Origin of the sequence: Micromonospora sp. C95, from assembly GCF_018070465.1 — a bacterium.
Lineage (GTDB): Bacteria > Actinomycetota > Actinomycetes > Mycobacteriales > Micromonosporaceae > Micromonospora.
The window spans coordinates 240,106-257,291 of the sequence record NZ_JAGPXT010000004.1 but is presented as its reverse complement, the minus strand read 5'-3'; the positions used below and the strand labels follow the sequence as shown (position 1 = coordinate 257,291).

General features: G+C 71.5%; 14 protein-coding genes. 9 read left to right on the top strand and 5 right to left on the bottom strand.

All coding sequences use genetic code 11. The annotated features are described in order from the left end of the window. Nucleotides 1–38: 38 nt before the first annotated feature. From KBX00_RS07370 to KBX00_RS07360, 3 genes are all read left to right on the top strand, one after another. A complete protein-coding gene (locus KBX00_RS07370) occupies nt 39–956 on the top strand; it encodes a proteasome assembly chaperone family protein (RefSeq protein ID WP_210824574.1) in 918 nt (305 codons plus the stop codon). Nucleotides 957–1,080: 124 nt separating this feature from the next. Next, nucleotides 1,081–1,878 carry an exodeoxyribonuclease III gene (locus KBX00_RS07365; protein ID WP_210824572.1) on the top strand — a complete coding sequence of 266 codons (798 nt, stop codon included), beginning with the start codon at nt 1,081–1,083 and terminating at the stop codon, nt 1,876–1,878. A 169-nt stretch (nt 1,879–2,047) separates the two neighbouring features. Beyond that, entirely contained in the window at nt 2,048–2,359 is a 312-nt protein-coding gene (locus KBX00_RS07360; RefSeq protein ID WP_210824570.1) for an antibiotic biosynthesis monooxygenase, read from the top strand. Between the two features lie 7 nt (nt 2,360–2,366). On the opposite strand, the gene KBX00_RS07355 is transcribed toward KBX00_RS07360, so the two are convergent. Next, the gene (locus tag KBX00_RS07355) at nt 2,367–2,543 is read right to left on the bottom strand and encodes a hypothetical protein (protein ID WP_210824568.1); all 177 of its coding nucleotides are present in this window, start codon (nt 2,541–2,543) and stop codon (nt 2,367–2,369) included. Nucleotides 2,544–2,825: 282 nt separating this feature from the next. On the opposite strand from KBX00_RS07355, the gene KBX00_RS07350 reads away from it, so the two are divergent. After that, a complete protein-coding gene (locus tag KBX00_RS07350) occupies nt 2,826–3,053 on the top strand; it encodes a winged helix-turn-helix domain-containing protein (protein ID WP_210824566.1) in 228 nt (75 codons plus the stop codon). An 11-nt stretch (nt 3,054–3,064) separates the two neighbouring features. Here KBX00_RS07350 and KBX00_RS29145 read toward each other — a convergent pair whose 3' ends face one another. Both KBX00_RS29145 and KBX00_RS07340 read right to left on the bottom strand, forming a co-directional pair. Beyond that, on the bottom strand, nt 3,065–3,793 hold the full coding sequence (locus tag KBX00_RS29145; RefSeq protein ID WP_374225261.1) for a class F sortase: 729 nt from the start codon (nt 3,791–3,793) through the stop codon (nt 3,065–3,067). Between the two features lie 307 nt (nt 3,794–4,100). Then, nucleotides 4,101–4,685 carry a hypothetical protein gene (locus KBX00_RS07340; protein WP_374225265.1) on the bottom strand — a complete coding sequence of 195 codons (585 nt, stop codon included), beginning with the start codon at nt 4,683–4,685 and terminating at the stop codon, nt 4,101–4,103. A gap of 286 nt (nt 4,686–4,971) precedes the next feature. Between KBX00_RS07340 and trmB the strand changes: the two genes are divergently transcribed. Together trmB and KBX00_RS07330 are read left to right on the top strand one after the other, a co-directional pair. Then, complete coding sequence (trmB, locus tag KBX00_RS07335; RefSeq protein WP_210824562.1) at nt 4,972–5,679, top strand: tRNA (guanosine(46)-N7)-methyltransferase TrmB; 708 nt, start codon at nt 4,972–4,974, stop codon at nt 5,677–5,679. A gap of 110 nt (nt 5,680–5,789) precedes the next feature. Continuing rightward, nucleotides 5,790–8,294, top strand: a complete 2,505-nt coding sequence (locus KBX00_RS07330) for an RNA helicase (RefSeq protein ID WP_210824560.1) — start codon at nt 5,790–5,792, stop codon at nt 8,292–8,294. A 157-nt stretch (nt 8,295–8,451) separates the two neighbouring features. On the opposite strand, the gene KBX00_RS07325 is transcribed toward KBX00_RS07330, so the two are convergent. Beyond that, entirely contained in the window at nt 8,452–10,083 is a 1,632-nt protein-coding gene (locus tag KBX00_RS07325) for a DUF11 domain-containing protein (protein ID WP_210824558.1), read from the bottom strand. A gap of 226 nt (nt 10,084–10,309) precedes the next feature. On the opposite strand from KBX00_RS07325, the gene KBX00_RS07320 reads away from it, so the two are divergent. Both KBX00_RS07320 and KBX00_RS07315 read left to right on the top strand, forming a co-directional pair. Then, the gene (locus tag KBX00_RS07320; RefSeq protein WP_210824556.1) at nt 10,310–10,954 is read left to right on the top strand and encodes a hypothetical protein; all 645 of its coding nucleotides are present in this window, start codon (nt 10,310–10,312) and stop codon (nt 10,952–10,954) included. 364 nt (nt 10,955–11,318) lie between these two features. Next, the gene (locus tag KBX00_RS07315) at nt 11,319–12,212 is read left to right on the top strand and encodes a hypothetical protein (protein ID WP_210824554.1); all 894 of its coding nucleotides are present in this window, start codon (nt 11,319–11,321) and stop codon (nt 12,210–12,212) included. 140 nt (nt 12,213–12,352) lie between these two features. Here KBX00_RS07315 and KBX00_RS07310 read toward each other — a convergent pair whose 3' ends face one another. Continuing rightward, nucleotides 12,353–12,733 carry a cytidine deaminase gene (locus KBX00_RS07310; protein WP_210824552.1) on the bottom strand — a complete coding sequence of 127 codons (381 nt, stop codon included), beginning with the start codon at nt 12,731–12,733 and terminating at the stop codon, nt 12,353–12,355. Nucleotides 12,734–13,086: 353 nt separating this feature from the next. On the opposite strand from KBX00_RS07310, the gene hrpA reads away from it, so the two are divergent. Further along, nucleotides 13,087–17,145 (top strand): ATP-dependent RNA helicase HrpA, encoded by a 4,059-nt coding sequence (gene hrpA, locus KBX00_RS07305; RefSeq protein WP_210824550.1) that lies wholly within the window; start codon nt 13,087–13,089, stop codon nt 17,143–17,145. The last annotated feature ends 41 nt before the right edge of the window (nt 17,146–17,186 follow it).

The following is a 17,186-nucleotide window of genomic DNA, read 5'->3' as shown; positions in this document are numbered from 1 at the left end:
CCGGTGGCCCGTTACGCACTTGCAGGGAGGCCGCACCGGTGCTCGACCCACACGAGCTCTACGAACTCACCGACGATCTGCCCGACCTCGGTCAGCCGGTCCTGATTCAGGCGCTCACCGGTTTCGTCGACGCCGGTAACGCCAGCCGGCTCGCCCGCGAGCAGCTGCTCACCTCGCTGGAGTCCCGCCCGATCGCCCGGTTCGACCTGGACCAGCTCTTCGACTACCGCTCCCGCCGACCGGTGATGACCTTCGTCGAGGACCACTGGGAGAGCTACGACGACCCGGAGTTGCAGCTACACCTGCTCCACGACGACGACGAGACCCCCTTCCTGCTGCTCACCGGGCCGGAGCCAGATCTTCAGTGGGAGCGGTTCACCGCCGCCGTCGTCGGGCTCTCCGCCCGGCTGGACGTCCGGCTCACCGTCGGGCTCAACGCGATCCCGATGGCGGTGCCGCACACCCGGCCGACCGGCGTGACCGCGCACGCCACCCGGCGTGACCTGATCGCCGGCTACGAACCGTGGCTGCAACGGGTGCAGGTGCCCGGCAGCGTCGGCCACCTGTTGGAGTTCCGCCTCGGCGAGGCGGGCCGCGACGCGCTGGGTTTCGCCGCGCACGTGCCGCACTACGTGGCGCAGGCCGAGTACCCGGCCGCCGCCGAGGTGCTGCTGGCGTCGGTGTCCCGCAGCACCGGGCTGCTGCTGCCCCGCGACGGGCTGCGCTCGGCCGCCGAGGTGGTGCAGGTGGAGATCGACCGCCAGGTCGCGCAGAGCGACGAGGCCACCACCCTGGTCCAGGCTCTCGAGGAGCAGTACGACGCATTCGCCCGGGGTCGGGGGGAGAAGAACCTGCTCGCCACGGAGAACGGCCCCCTGCCCACGGCCGAGGAACTCGGCGCCGAGCTGGAGCGGTTCCTCGCCGAACAGACCCGCCCGAACAACGACACCCCCTGAGGAGCACCCTCTCGACGGCTCGTGGGCCGGAAGGGGCGCCGCCGACTCGGCACCGGCGCGCCGGCACGTGGCGGGGCAGCGCGCCGGCCGCGCGGGCCGGGGCCGGATGGGGCAGGCTGGCATCATGCGCTTGGCGACGTGGAACGTGAATTCGGTGAAGGCCCGGCTGCCCCGGCTGCTCGACTGGCTGGCCGGCACCGGGCCGGACGTGGTCTGCCTCCAGGAGACCAAGTGCCCGGACGGCGCCTTCCCGGCCACCGAGGTGGGCGAGCTGGGATACACGGTGGCCAGCCACAGCGACGGCCGGTGGAACGGGGTCGCGATCCTGTCCCGGGTCGGTCTGGCCGACGTCACCGTGGGGTTTCCCGACGAGCCGGGCTTCCCGGAACCGGAGGCCCGCGCGATCTCGGCCACCTGCGGCGGGCTGCGGGTCTGGTCGGTGTACGTGCCGAACGGCCGCACGCCCGACGACCCGCACTACGCGTACAAGTTGGCCTGGTTGGCGGCGCTGCGGGACGCCCTGGACACCGAGTTGACGAACCGGGCGCCGCTGGCGGTCTGCGGTGACTTCAACGTGGCACCCACCGACGCCGACGTGTGGGATCCGGCGCTGTTCGTCACCTCCACCCACGTCACCCCGCCCGAGCGGGCCGCCCTGGCGGCGCTGCGCGATCTCGGTCTCACCGACGTGGTGCCCACCCCGATGAAGGGCCCCCACCCGTTCACCTACTGGGACTACCGGGCCGGCATGTTCCACCAGAACAAGGGCATGCGCATCGACCTGGTGTACGCCTCGGCCCCGCTGGCCCGCGCCGTCCGGTCGGCGTACGTCGACCGGGAGGCACGCAAGGGCAAGGGCCCCTCCGACCACGCCCCCATCGTCGTCGACGCCGACCTCACCCCCACCATCGAGTCCTTCTGACCGCCAGCCTTGGCCTACTCGCACACCCACCCCGCCCCAAGATCCGTGCAACTTCGGGGATAGTGCGGTCTCAACGCCGCCCCAGGCAGCACTATCCGGGAAGTTGCACGGGCCCATGAGCACGAGCGGGGACGGTCGGTCGAGTTCGTAGGGTGGTTAGGGTGGGGGCATGGCAGTTGTGAAGATCAACGCGATCGACGTACCGCCCGGTGGCGGCGAGGAGTTGGAGAAGCGGTTCGCCGCCCGGGCCCGCGCGGTGGAGAACTCGCCCGGTTTCCTCGGCTTCGAACTGCTGCGCCCGGTGGCCGGCGACAACCGCTACTTCGTCTACACCCGCTGGGAGACCGAACAGGCCTACCAGGACTGGGCCGCCGGCCCCGCGCGAGCCGCCCACGCCACCCCGCCCGGGGCGGAACAGCGGCCCCCCGTCGCCTCCGGCGCCACCCTCCTGGAGTTCGAGGTCGTCCAGCAGGTTCCCTGACGGATCTTCACCGCTTCTGGAACGTCACCGCCGCGATCTCGGCCGTGATGCCGATCGCCCAGTCGAGCTGAGGGCATTCCGTACGCCCACGGCAATCCAGGCACCCACCTGCCTGGAACGGCTCGGCGACCGCGCGGGTCCAATGGGTCTCCAGGATCCGATTCGCCTCGAACAGCCGACGCACGGCGAATCCTCGTCAGGATCATCGAGCGGCACGACGACGACCTCCGCTGTGGTCACGACGGTGCCCGCCCAAGGGGGCAGAGTCCCTGCGTCGTGCTCCCCCTGGGCGGTTGGTCAGGTACCTCGGGAGTGCTGAAGTCCAGAAGCACTGACCACTGTCTCACTGTATCTACTGTCTCAGTGTAGTCAAGTTCTCACTGTCTTCACTTAGCCGGTTGGGCGGCTTGCCTCGATCACGTTTTGGCTGGAAGCATGATCTCGCTGAAGTCCAGGAGTGCCGATCATGCCAACCAGACCACCGCACTATCTGCGGGTAGCCGACGACATCGAAGCGAAGATCACGTCAGGCGAGTACGCGCCGGGCCAACAACTTCCCTCGGTGTCGGAGATCGGTGAGATCTACCGGGTCGCCCGCTCAACGGCGTACCGGGCCGTCAAGGAACTGCACGCCCGTGACCTGGTCTACGGGCAACAAGGCCAGGGCGTGTTCGTCGCCGGCGCTGAGCAGTAGCGGCGGGTACGTCAGGCGGGGCGGGTGGTGGTGAGGGTGGCGAAGGCGATGACGTTGTCGGCGTAGCCGGTGCCGCCGCCGAGCCACTCGCCGCCGCAGGTGATCAGCCGCAGGCCGGGCGGGCCTTCGTTGCCGTAGACCCGGTCGGCCGGCAGCCGCTCCTTCGGGAAGTGTTCCACCGAGTTCACCGTGAAAACGGCCACCGAGTCGTCCTCCCGGGCCACCTCGACGGTGTCCCCCACCTTCAGCTTGCCCAGGTGGTAGAAGACCGACGGGCCGCTCTTGGTGTCCACGTGCCCGACGATGACCGCCGGACCCGGGTCTCCCGGCACCGGCCCACGGTCGTACCACCCGGTTTCCTCGTGCCGGCTCAGCGGCGGCACGGCGATCGAGCCGTCCGGTGCCTCGCCGACCGGTTTCACCGGCGCCGAGACGTCGATCGACGGGATGGACAGGCTCACCGGCCGCGCGGCGGTACGCCCGGCGGGTACCGTCGACGCGCCGCTGGAGCCGCGTTCACCGCCGGTGGCCGTCCAGTCCAGCGGTCCCCCGACGGTGTGCCCGAGCCCGGCGCCGGTGGCGAACACGCCGGCCAGCACGAGCACCACCGCGAGCGGCAGGGACCACGGGCTGCGCCCGGGACGCGCCGGGCGGCCGGTTCGCCCGGCATTCCTCGGTGCCCGACGCCGGTCGGTGAACGGTGCCGCGGCCCGGGCCCGACGGGAGCCCGTGTCCGGCACCGCCGCCCACCCGTGCGGGCGCGGCGTGGCGCCGGAGCCGGTCGCACGGCCACCGCGACCCGACGCGGAACCAGAGCCCGCCGCACCGTCGCCTGGACGCGACGTGGGACCGGAGCCGGCTGGGCGGTCGCCGGGACGCGGGGGCGAGCTGTCCGGCGGTACGAACAGGTCGGGTCGATAGGTAGGACGGGGCGGGCTACCGACGGGGCGGGTCGACCGACCGTAGCCGGTTCGCGGCCCGGCGGCCGGGCCGGACGCACCGGCCGAGCCGGAGGGGCGGGGTGCGCGGGCGGTGGTCATGACGGGCTCACCGTCGGCTGCCGCGACGGCGGGTGGCGGTGACCCAGAGGACCATGCCGGTGACGGTCAGCGCCAGACCGCCAGGGAGCAGCAGATTGGCGGTGATGTTGCCGGCACCACCGCCGAACCCGGTCGCCGGCCCTCGGCTGGGCTTCAGCTGGCGTACCACCTGGATCATGGTGGACGCGGTCTCTCCGCCCCGGCACTCCAGCTTGACCCGGTAGTTGCCGGGCAGCACCCGCTCCTTGACCATGGCCGTGCCGGTCAGCAGCCCGCGCTGCGGCTGCACGGCGACCCGGCCGAACGCGTCCGAGACGACGATGGCCCCCACCGAGTTGTCGTGGCAGCTGGCGCGGAGCCCGACCAGATGGCCCGGCTCCACCATGCTCGGCGAGACCTCCACGAACACGGTCGGGCCGGGCTGCGGCGCGCCCTCGGGCGCACCGGGTTGCCCACCGCCGGGTTGCCCGGCGACGACCGGCACGACAGCGGCCCGCGCGGGTGCCGCCGGGTGCGCCGAGTCGATGCCGGTCGGCACGGCCGGCGACAACAGTGTCGCCACAGCCGGCACGGGCCGAATCGGTGCGGCCACCCCGACGGGCGCCGACGGGGGCGCCGCCACCGCCGGCACGGGCGTCAGCAGCGGGATGGCCAGCGCGATCGCGAGCAGTGGCGCGAGGGCCGCGACGGTGCGCAACGGAGCGGTGGACGATGCCGGACGAGTGCGGATCGCTGCTGACACGCTGCCCCCTCCCGGTGCGCCGGGGCGGTCGCCGGGCACCGCCGGACACCCGGTCCTGCCGTCTTCCGATGATGGTCTCACCACCGGGCGTACCTCACATCCGGGCCGGCGCGTGTTCGCGTAGGCTCGGGGCGTTGTGACCTCCACCGACCCGACTCCCGCCGACGCCGTGCCGCATCCGGTACGGGCGATCCGCACCTACCACCCGCGTCGCGGCCGGATGAGCGGCCGGCAGGTGGCGGCGTTGGAACAGCACTGGCTGCGGTACGGGCTGCGCGTCGCCGACGCCGACCCGTTCGACCCCGTCGGCCTGTTCGGCCGCCGGGCCCCGCTGGTGGTCGAGATCGGTTCCGGCATGGGCGACACGACCGCCGAAATGGCCGCCGCCGACCCGGATCGAGATTATCTGGCGGTCGAGGTGCACACCCCGGGAATTGCGAACCTGCTGGATCTGATTCACCTCCGTGACCTGGGCAATGTCCGGATCGTCGAGGGCGACGCGACGGAGTTGCTCGATCTGCTGCCGCCCGCCTCGCTGGACGCGGTACACGTCTTCTTCCCGGACCCGTGGCCGAAGTCCCGCCACCACAAGCGGCGGCTGATCCAGCCGACGCACGTCGCCCGGTTGCGTTCCCGGTTGGTTCTTGGCGGCACGCTGCACTGCGCCACCGACTGGGCGGAGTACGCCGAGTCCATGCGGGCGACCCTGGACGCCGACCCGGGCCTGGTCAACGCGTACGACGGCTTCGCTCCCCGGCCCGCGTACCGGCCGGTGACCCGGTTCGAGCGACGGGCGCTACGCGCCGGCCGCCCGGTCGCCGACCTGATCTACCGCCGCCGCTGAGAGGGCGCGACACCGGCGGGCCGGCGTCCCGAGCTGTCTCCGGTCGGTGCCCGCGCCCGGCCCCTCCCGGTTGGCGTCCCGGTGCGTGATCCAGGCACCATGGACCGGCCATGACACTCACCGCCGCGCTGCCCAAGACCGCCGACCCCGACACCCTCTACGACGCGTTCGCCAGTTGGGCGTCCGAGCGCGGCCTGGACCTCTATCCCCACCAGGAGGAGGCGGTCATCGAGATCGTCTCCGGGGCCAACCTGATCATGAATACGCCGACCGGCTCGGGCAAGAGCCTGGTCGCCATCGCCGCGCACTTCGCCGCGCTTGCCGACAGCCGGACGACCTTCTACACCGCGCCGATCAAGGCGCTGGTGTCGGAGAAGTTCTTCGCGCTGTGTGAGGTCTTCGGCGCGGAGAACGTCGGCATGCTCACCGGCGACGCCAGCGTCAACGCCGACGCCCCGATCATCTGCTGCACCGCGGAGATCCTGGCCAACCTGGCGCTACGCGAGGGCAGCCGAGCCGACGTCGGCCAGGTGATCATGGACGAGTTCCACTTCTACGCCGAACCGGACCGGGGCTGGGCCTGGCAGGTGCCGTTGATCGAGCTGCCGCAGGCGCAGTTCATCCTGATGTCGGCCACGCTCGGCGACACCACCCGGTTCGTCGACGACCTGACCCGGCGTACCGGCCGGGCGACCGCCGTCGTCCGCACGGCCGAGCGGCCGGTCCCGCTGCTCTTCTCGTACGCGATGACGCCGCTGCACGAAACCCTTGAGGAACTGCTGGAGACCAAGCAGGCCCCGGTGTACGTGGTGCACTTCACCCAGGCCGCCGCCCTGGAACGCGCCCAGGCGCTGATGAGCGTAAACGTCTGCACCCGGGCCGAGAAGGACATGATCGCGGCGGCGATCGGCGGGTTCCGGTTCACCTCCGGCTTCGGCAAGACCCTGTCCCGGCTGGTCCGGCACGGCATCGGGGTGCACCACGCCGGGATGCTGCCCAAGTACCGCCGGCTGGTGGAGACCCTGGCCCAGGCCGGGCTGCTCAAGGTCATCTGCGGTACCGACACCCTCGGCGTCGGCATCAACGTGCCGATCCGCACGGTGCTGTTCACCGGCCTGTCCAAGTACGACGGGGTGCGCACCCGGCTGCTCAAGGCCCGCGAGTTCCACCAGATCGCCGGCCGGGCCGGACGGGCCGGCTTCGACACCATCGGTCGGGTCGTCGTGCAGGCACCCGAACACGTCATCGACAACGAGAAGGCGCTCGCCAAGGCCGGCGACGACCCGAAGAAGCGACGCAAGGTGGTACGCAAGAAGCCGCCGGAGGGCTCCATCGGCTGGGGCGAGCCCACCTTCGACCGCCTGGTGGCGGCCGAACCGGAACCGCTCACCTCCAGCTTCCAGGTCAGCCACTCGATGCTGCTCAACGTCATCGGCCGCCCCGGCGACGCGTTCGCGGCAATGCGGCACCTGCTCACCGACAATCACGAGGACGCCGCCGCCCAGCGCCGGCACATCCGCCGGGCCATCGCCATCTACCGGGCGTTGCGGGCCGGCGGCGTGGTCGAGGAACTGCCCGAGCCGGACGAGACCGGGCGGCGGGTGCGGCTCACCGTCGACCTGCAACTCGACTTCGCCCTCAACCAGCCGCTGTCGCCCCTCGCGCTGGCCACCATCGAGCTGCTGGACGGCGAGTCCCCGTCGTACGCCCTGGATGTGCTGTCGGTGATCGAGTCGATCCTCGACGACCCGCGTCAGGTGCTCTCCGCCCAGCAGTTCAAGGCCCGTGGCGAGGCGGTCGCCGCGATGAAGGCCGAGGGCATCGAGTACGAGGCCCGGCTCGAACTGCTCGACGAGGTGACCTGGCCCAAGCCCCTCGCGGAGCTGCTGGAGAACGCCTACGAGATGTACCGGCAGGGGCACCCCTGGGTGGCCGACCACCAGCTCTCTCCCAAGTCCGTGGTGCGGGACATGTACGAGCGGGCGATGACCTTCACCGAGTACGTGCAGTTCTACGGGCTGTCCCGCTCCGAGGGCCTGGTGCTGCGCTATCTCGCCGACGCGTACAAGACGCTGCGGCAGACGGTGCCCGAGGAGGCCAAGACCGAGGAACTCGTCGACCTGATCGAGTGGCTCGGCGAGCTGGTCCGCCAGGTCGACTCCAGTCTCATCGACGAGTGGGAGCGGCTGCGCAACCCGACCGACCTGCCCGAGGTGGCCGCCGCGCTGGACGACCGGCCGGCGGCGGTGACCCGTAACCCGCGGGCGTTCCGGGTGCTGGTGCGCAACGCCCTGTTCCGGCGGGTCGAGCTGGCGGCGCTACGGCAGTGGGACGCGCTGGGCGAGCTGGACGCCGACTCCGGGTGGCACGCCGACGCCTGGGCCGACGCGCTGGAGCCCTACTTCGAGTCGTACGACGGGATCGGCACCGGCCCGGACGCCCGCGGCCCGGCGCTGCTGATGATCGAGCAGGGTCGGGAGCGCTGGACGGTGCGGCAGATCCTGGACGACCCGGAGGGCGACCACGACTGGGGCATCAGCGCCGAGGTGGACCTGGCCGCCTCCGACGAGGCAGGCGCCGCCGTCGTGCGGATCACCGACGTCGGCCAGCTCTGACCGGCTCGCGGGGCAACCGCCCCGCCGGCCACAGTACCGACGGCCGCAGCGGTCGGCTGGGCCAGCGGGCCGGCGGACAGCGGCCGGGGTCAACTCGTCCGACGCTGCGGGGGTGGAACCGGAACTGGTCCCACCCCCGCAGCGTCAACGAATGCGGTCAGTCGCCGGGCGTCTGGAACGCCACCCGACGGCGCCGGAACATGACGAACAGCACCCCGCCGAGCGCGAGCACGGCGGCACCGACACCGGCGAGGGCAGCGGCCGGGGCGCCGGTCACCGGCAGGCCCCCACCGGCTTCACCGTCGCCACCACCGGAACCGCCGTCGCCGGTGTCGATGACGATGCGGGCGGTGTTGTTCTCCGGGTTGGACTCGGTGATCGACCTGCCACCGTCGACCACGATCGTGCCGTCGGTACCCGGCGTCGACTTGATCTTGATCCGAACGGTGGCCTCGATCCGGCCGTAGCCGGACGCGACGCTCGGGAACTCGCTCTCGAAGTTGCAGCGCAGCTTCTCCGACTCGGGCAGCGTCCCGCCCTGACCGCCCTCGGTGTGGCACCACTCGGCGGGCAGCAGCACCGTGCCGCTCGGCGCGGTGATCGACACGCCGGGGCCGCTGCCGTCCGACGGGCCGTTGTTGACGACCTCGTAGGTGAGGTCGACGGTCTGGCCGACCTTGCCCTTGACGGCGGGGGCGGTGACGGCAACGTCGAGGTGGTTCTCCTTGCTCCAGAGCCGGAAGTCCGCGTAGTTGTCCGACTCGTCGAGCTCGCGTTCCACGACGGCCTGCCGGGCGGCACCAGCACGCGCGGCCTTGTCGTGCAGGGCGCGGACGGCATCGGCGAAGGACGGGCCGCTGCCCTTGCTGCTGGCGACCTTCTTCGCCGCCCGCGCCTCACCGGCCAGGGCGACGCTGAACGCGCCGTAGCGCTCGGAGGGGCCGGGCAGGTTACGACCGAAGGTCAGGTTGAACAGCGATTCCCCGGTCTCGTCGTCGAACAGCAGCAGGCCCTCGCCCGGCTCCAGGGTCAGTGGCACCACGCAGGTGACCGCGCTCGGCCCGTACACGTACGGCAGCCCGATGTCGTTCGGGTAGTAGTCCGTGTAGGTGCAGCCGTCGTAGCGCTCGACGAACGTGGTGCCGCCGGGCAGGTTGATGTCGATCGTGAAGTCGGTGGCGGGGCTGTCGCCCTCGTTGAGCACACCGGTGTACAGCGGGGCGATGTCCCCGGCGCCGAGCCGACTCGACTTGTCGTTGACGTCCTGGGCGGCGGCCACCAGATCGGGCCCGGAGCCGACGACCGTCACCGGGAACGTCGTGGTGTTGTCGTCGGGGTTGGCGTCGTCCTCCGCGCCCGCGATCGTCACGGTGACCGAGCCAGCGTCGCCCGGCGTGGCGCCCTGGCGGCTGGTCAGCGTGAGCGGGCGGATGGTGCTGACCTGGCCGACGTTGAGCGCGCCGACGGCGCAGGTGACGTTGTCGCCATCGATTTCGCAGGTGTCCCGCAGCCGGTCCGGCACGGTCGCGGCGACTCTGTCGGAGAGGTCGCCCAGGTCGAAGGTGACGGTCACTCCGGTCGCGTCGCCCGTACCGTGGTTGTAGACGTACATGCCGATGGTGGTGCCGAGATCGTTGATCTCGGCGACCGGCTCGCGGGTGAACTCGACGAAGAGGTCGGGCTGGGTTTCCGCGGCGTGCGCGGTGCTGGCGGGGGCGAAGAGCGCGGTCGTCGCCAGCACTGCCGCGCCGACGGCGAGGCGGGACCAACGGGCCGTGAGGGATGTCATGTGTGCTCCGGAGAAGGACGATGGAGCCAAGGACTCTAGTTGAAGATCAGCTAGCGCGTTGTCCCTTGCCACGGGCGGTTCGGTCACAGGCCGGAGCCGCCCCTGCGGCGGCCCGGAAAATCCGGTCGCCGATCCACCCGGTTGGCCCCTTATCTGCCCTGGGCGATGTCAGGGTCGTCGATTAGAATGTATGTACTAATCGAGTTCCTGACCTGGGAGGATGCTCGTGACCGCGCCCATCTCCGCCCCTCTCACGCCGTACGCCACCCTCCTCGGTTTCACCCGGTACGTCGACCGCACCGGCCCGACCAAGGCCAGCTTCGTCGGCGGCCTGCGCCGGCAGCGGGCCAGCCGCTCCGGGTTCAACCCGCACGGCCAGTTCGTCAAGGCCCTCAAGGCCGACATCGCCTTCCACACCGGCGGCACCCACCTGGCGCAGGTGGTCGACGTGGTCAAGCCCCGCTGGCGCCCGCTCTACCAGTCGCTCGTGCCCGGCGCGACGGCCTGGCTGCACTCCCTCGGCGAGCCCGCGGAGGTCGACCTGGCCCAGACCCGCGACGCGCTGGCCATGCTCGGCGACCTGCCCATCAAGATCAACCCACACTTCGGCATCCGGTACGCCGACGGCCGCGTCGAGGCGGTACGCCTGCACTTCGACGAGCACCCGCCCAGCGAGGAGGCGACGCTTGCCGCACTGCACCTGACCGCCCGCCACATGGACGCCGTCCTTCCCCACGCCGAGCCGGTCCTGGTCGACGTGCGCCGGGGCAGCACCCACCGGATGCCCGACAACGCCCGGACCGACGAAATCGAAAGCTGGCTCGCCGGCGAAGCCGCCGCCTTCCGCGCCATCTGGTCCGCCGCCGCCTGACCCCGTCGTAGGCCTCGGCGGTGAGGGTGGTGCGCGAGGCCGGGGTCAGGTGCGCGCACGGGCGCGGGGATTGCACGGACACGGGGGGGGTGCGCGAGGCCCGCAATGCAGGCGGGGCAGGCGGCGGCGCGGGGAGCGCACGGGCGCGGGAGCGCACGGACACGGGGGGGGGTGCGCGAGGCCCGCAATGCAGGCGGGGCAGGCGGCGGCGCGGGGAGCGCACGGGCGCGGGAGCGCACGGACACGGGGGCGTGCGCGAGGCCCGCAATGCAGGCGGGGCAGGCGGCGGCGCGGCGGCGCGGCGGCGGCGAGGGTTATCCACAGGGGTGTCGGTGGGGGCTCATGGTCGTCCATGGTGGATGCCATGGCGATTTCCGCTCGGCGTCCCCCGCAACTGCGCGGGCGTGTCTTCCGTGGTTCCCGCGCCGTGGCGCGAGGGCTGCTGACCCGAGGCGAGCTGCGCAGCAGAGCGTGGCGGCCGATCTTCCGGGACGTGTACGCCGACGCCCAGCTCACGGTCTCGCACCGCACCCGGTGCGTGGCCGCGGCGAGGTGGGTCATGCCACCGGGTGCGGTGATCGCCGGACGAAGCGCCGCCGCACTGTTCGGTGCCGGGTTCATCGGGGACGCCGAACCGCTCGACATCCTCGTGCCCACCGGGCTTCGCTTCGGGCCGGTCGCCGGTCTCGTGGTGCACACGGGCGAGGTCGCCGAGGCCGATGTGCAGTCGCATGCCGGCATGCCGGTCACCACACCGCTGCGGACCTGCTGGGATCTGGCTCAATGGCTCGGCGTCGAGGAGGCCGTGGTCATGGTGGACCGGCTCCTCGGCCAACGACTTGTGCGCGCCGACCAGCTGCGGGAGATGGCGGACCGCCGTCGCGGCACCCGGGGCTGGAGACGCATGCTTCGGGTGGCCCAGTTGGCCGACCCGGGCGCGGAGTCGGCTCAGGAGTCGCGGCTACGGGTGCGGATCGTGTTGGCCGGTCTTCCCCGGCCGATCACCCAGTTCGTGGTGGAGCGCGACGGCAGGTTCATCGCCCGGGTCGACCTCGCCTGGCCGGAACTCAAGATCGCGGTCGAGTACGACGGGCTCTGGCACGACGACCCGCAGCAACTCCACCGCGACCGGCGCCGCCTCAACCGCCTGCTCGGCGAGGACTGGATCGTGCTGCACGTGACCGCCCAACGCCTCCGCGACGACTTCGACGGCTTCCTCACCGAACTCCGCCAAGCCCTCCACACCCGCACCCGCTGACCCCCGCCCACCCGAACGCGCCACAAGCACAGACGGCAACTTCGGGGAAACTGCAGCCTCAGCTCGGGTCGAGGGGACAGTTTCCCCGAAGTTGCACACGCCGTGGATCAACGGTGACGAGCCGGGCAGGGCAGGGCAGGTCAGTGGGGGGTGCAGGGGGTCAGGGTGGTGACGGGCACGACCTTCGGGTCCTCAAGGGGGCCGACGATGACGCGTAAGGCCGGAAAGCGGTCGGCCAGGAGTTGGCGGCAGGGGTCGCAGGGAGTGACCAGGGAACGGCCGCGGTCGCCTACGGTGACGATTGTCTCCAGTTCTGCCACACCCTGGGTGGCGGCGGTGCCGAGCGCGACCGTCTCGGGGCAGGCTCCTCCCGTGGCGTGCACCACGTTGACCGCGGAGATCACCCGACCGTCGGCGGTACGGGCCGCCGTGGCCAGGGTGTGCGTGGCGCTGCGGCAACGCAGCTTCGCCACCGCGCTGGCTGCCTGCACCAGCGCCCGATCGGTGTCCCGCATCATCATCGGCGTCCCCGTGTCCCGCTCCCAGCCCGGCGCCCAACGATAGACCTCCCCATCGACCGTGGCACGCGCTGCGCGACATCGTCCGCAGGCGTACGCGCCTACCGTTCTGCTTCAACCCACGCATCAACTACCGGCCGCAGCCGTTGCGCCCGGTGAAGCAGAGCAAGCCGGGTGAAGCAGAGCAAGCCGGGTGAAGCAGAGCAAGCCGGGTGAAGCAGCGCGAGACCCGGTAGAGCGAGGCTGGGTGCAGCAGAGGAAGGGAGGCGCCAGGGTCAGCCGACCCGAGCACGCCGCGCACGGCCCGGGTAACCAGGAGGCGGACCGGCAGCCGGCTGCCTATCCTTGGCCACGACATGCAGAATCCAGCCTCACCCGCCGCGACCGATCCCGTCCGCGAGTTGCAGCGTCGCCTGTCCCCGCTGATGTTCCGCGACCAGCGTCACCTGCGCCGTCGGCTCGACGGGCTGCGGAAGCTACGCGACCCGCAGCGCCGCGAGTCGGTGCTGGCGGAGATCGTCGCCGAGATGGTTGCGGCGGAGGGCCGGCTGGAGCGGCGGAAGGCCGCGGTGCCGACGGTCACCTACCCGGCCAGTTTGCCGGTCAGCGAACGCAAGGACGACATCGCCACCGCCATCCGCGACCACCAGGTGGTGATCGTGGCGGGCGAGACCGGCTCGGGGAAGACCACCCAGCTGCCGAAGATCTGCCTGGAGCTGGGGCGCGGGGTGCACGGCCTGATCGGCCACACCCAGCCCCGGCGGCTGGCCGCGCGTACGGTGGCCGACCGGATCGCCGAGGAGTTGGGGACCGAACTCGGTGACGTGGTCGGCTACAAGGTGCGCTTCACCGATCAGGTGGGCGAGAACAGCCTGGTCAAGCTGATGACCGACGGCATCCTGCTGGCCGAGTTGCAGACCGACCGGATGCTGCGCCAGTACGACACGTTGATCATCGACGAGGCGCACGAGCGCAGCCTCAACATCGACTTCATTCTCGGGTACCTCAGGCAGCTGCTGCCGCGCCGGCCCGACCTCAAGGTGATCATCACCTCGGCGACAATCGAGACCGACCGGTTCGCGCGGCACTTCGCCGGGCCGCCGACCGCCGAGCATCCCGACGGCGAGCCGGCACCGGTGGTGGAGGTCTCGGGCCGGACCTATCCGGTCGAGGTGCGCTACCGGCCACTTGTCGAGGTCGCCGAAGGCGACGAGGAGGACGCCGACGAGGAGAACGTCCGCGACCAGATCCAGGCCATCGGTGACGCCGTCGAGGAGCTGGCCGCCGAGGGACCGGGCGACATCCTGGTCTTCCTCAGCGGTGAGCGGGAGATCCGGGACACCGCCGAGGCGCTGGGCAAGCTGGTGCAGAACAAGCGGTCGCTGCTCGGCACCGAGATCCTGCCCCTGTACGCCCGGCTCAGCGTCGCCGAGCAGCACCGGGTCTTCGCCCCGCACGGCGGACGCCGGGTGGTGCTGGCCACGAACGTCGCGGAGACCTCCCTGACCGTGCCCGGCATCAAGTACGTGGTCGATCCGGGCACGGCCAGGATCTCCCGCTACTCGCAGCGGCTGAAGGTGCAGCGGCTGCCCATCGAACCGATCTCCCAGGCCAGCGCCAACCAGCGCAAGGGCCGCTGCGGGCGTACCTCGGACGGTATCTGCGTCCGGCTCTACGACGAGCAGGACTTCGGCTCCCGTCCCGAGTTCACCGACCCGGAGATCCTGCGGACCAACCTGGCCTCGGTCATCCTCCAGATGACAGCCATCGGGCTGGGCGACATCGCCGCCTTCCCGTTCATCGACCCACCGGACCGCCGCAACATCACCGACGGCGTGAACCTGCTGCACGAGCTGGGCGCGATCGACCCGACCGAGACCGAGCCGACCCGACGGCTCACGTCCCTCGGCCGGCGGCTGGCCCAGTTGCCGGTCGACCCCCGGCTGGCCCGGATGGTCCTGGAGGGCGAACGCAACGGCTGCGCCACCGAGGTGATGGTGATCGCCGCGGCCCTGTCGATCCAGGATCCGCGTGAGCGGCCGGCGGAGAAGCAGGCCCAGGCCGACCAGGCACACGCCCGGTTCGCCGACAAGGAGTCCGACTTCGTCGCGTACCTCAACCTGTGGCGGTACCTGCGGGAACAGCAGCGGGCGCTCTCCTCAAGCGCGTTCCGCCGGATGTGTCGGGCCGAGTACCTCAACTACCTGCGGGTCCGGGAGTGGCAGGACATCGTCAGCCAGTTGCGGCAGGTGCTGCGTACCCCTGACGACAGGAACCGGGGACGGGGCCGGCGGGGCGGCGCGGACGACGCGCCCGACGGCGGTGGGCGACGCCAGGGCGGGGCGGACCTGCCGGAGGAGATCGACACACCGAAGGTGCACCAGTCGCTGCTGCCCGGCCTGCTGTCGCACGTCGGCCTCAAGGACGCCCAGAAGCACGAGTACCTGGGCGCGCGTGGGGCGAAGTTCGCCCTGTTCCCGGGCTCGGCGCTGTTCCGCAAGCCGCCCCGCTGGGTGATGGCCGCCGAGCTGGTGGAGACCTCCCGGCTCTGGGGGCGGGTGAACGGGCGGATCGAGCCGGAGTGGGTCGAGCCGCTCGCCCAGCACCTGGTCAAGCGCAGCTACAGCGAGCCGCACTGGGAGAAGAAGCAGGCGGCGGTGATGGCGTACGAGAAGGTCACCCTCTTCGGCGTCCCGCTGGTCACCTCCCGGAAGGTGAACTTCGGTCGGATCGACCCGACGTTGAGCCGGGAACTGTTCATCCGGCACGCGCTGGTCGAGGGCGACTGGTCCACCCACCACCAGTTCTGGCGGGACAACCAGCGGCTGCTGACCGAGATCGAGGAGTTGGAGAACCGGGCCCGACGGCGCGACATCCTGGTCGACGACGAGACGATCTTCCAGTTCTACGACGAGCGGATCCCGGCCGACGTGGTCTCCGGGCGGCACTTCGACAGCTGGTGGAAGACGACCCGCCGGGAGCGGCCGGACCTGCTCACCTTCACCCGGGAGCTGCTTGTCAACGCGGGTCGGGGCGGGCTGGACGAGGCCGACTACCCCGACGAGTGGCGGGCCGAGGGAGTGGCGCTGCCGCTGACGTACACGTTCGACCCGGGTACGGCGACCGACGGCGTGACGGTGGACATCCCGCTGCCGTTGCTCAACCAGGTGCCCGCCGAGAGCTTCGACTGGCAGGTGCCGGGGCTGCGTGAGGAACTCGTCGTGGCGCTGATCCGGTCGCTGCCGAAGCCGGTACGGCGCAACTTCGTGCCGGTGCCCGACTACGCCCGCGCCGCGCTGGCCGCGATCACCCCCGGCGAGGAGCCGCTGCTGGACGCGCTGACCCGACAGCTGCGGCGGATGACCGGGGTGACCGTGCCGAGGGACGCCTGGGACCTGGGCAGGCTGCCGCCGCACCTGCGGGTCACCTTCCGGGTGCTCGGCGACGACGACAAACCGGTCGCCGAGGGCAAGGACCTGCCGGCCCTGCAACGCCAACTCAAGGCGGAGGTACGCCAGGTGGTGGCCGCCGCCGCGCCGGAGGTGGCCCGGACCGGGCTGACCGGCTGGGTGATCGGTACGCTGCCGCGCACCATCGAGCAGGTACGGGCCGGGTACGCGGTGACCGCCTATCCGGCGCTCGTGGACGAGGGCGCCACCGTCGGCGTGAAGGTGTTCGACTCACCGGGCGAGCAGGAGGCCGCGCACTGGGCCGGCACCCGTCGGCTGCTGCGGCTGACCGTGCCGTCCCCGGCGAAGTTCCTTCAGGGTCGGTTGACCAACGAGGCGAAGCTGGCGTTGTCCCGCAACCCGCACGGCGGGGTGCAGGCGTTGATCGAGGACGCGGCCGGCGCGGCGATCGACAAGCTGATCGCCGACGCGGGCGGGCCGGCCTGGGACGAGGCGGGTTTCGTCGCGTTGCGCGAGCGGGTCCGGGCCGAGTTGGTGGACACGGTGCTGGCGGTGATGGACCGGGTCCGGGCGGTGCTCGCCAGCGCGTACGCGGTGCAGCAGCGCCTGGGCGCGACCAGGAACCTGGCCGTGGTGGCCGCCCTGGCCGACATCCGCAACCAGCTCACCGGCCTCGTGCACGCCGGCTTCATCACCGAGGCCGGGTACGCGCGGCTGCCCGACCTGCTGCGCTACCTGACCGCGATCGAGCGTCGACTGGACCGGCTGCCCGGCAACCCCGCGCGGGACAAACAGCAGCAGGACCGCGTCACGGTGGTGCAACGCGAGTACGACGACCTACTGGCCGCGCTACCCCCGGCCCGACGCTCGTCGGAGCAGGTCCGCCAGATCCGCTGGATGATCGAGGAACTACGGGTAAGCATCTTCGCCCAAGCCCTCGGCACCCCCCACCCCGTCTCCGAACAACGCATCTACCGCGCCATGGACACCGCCGAAACCCTCTGACACCCCGCCCCGCCTGCCCCTCGGCCCCGCCCGCCCCCGCG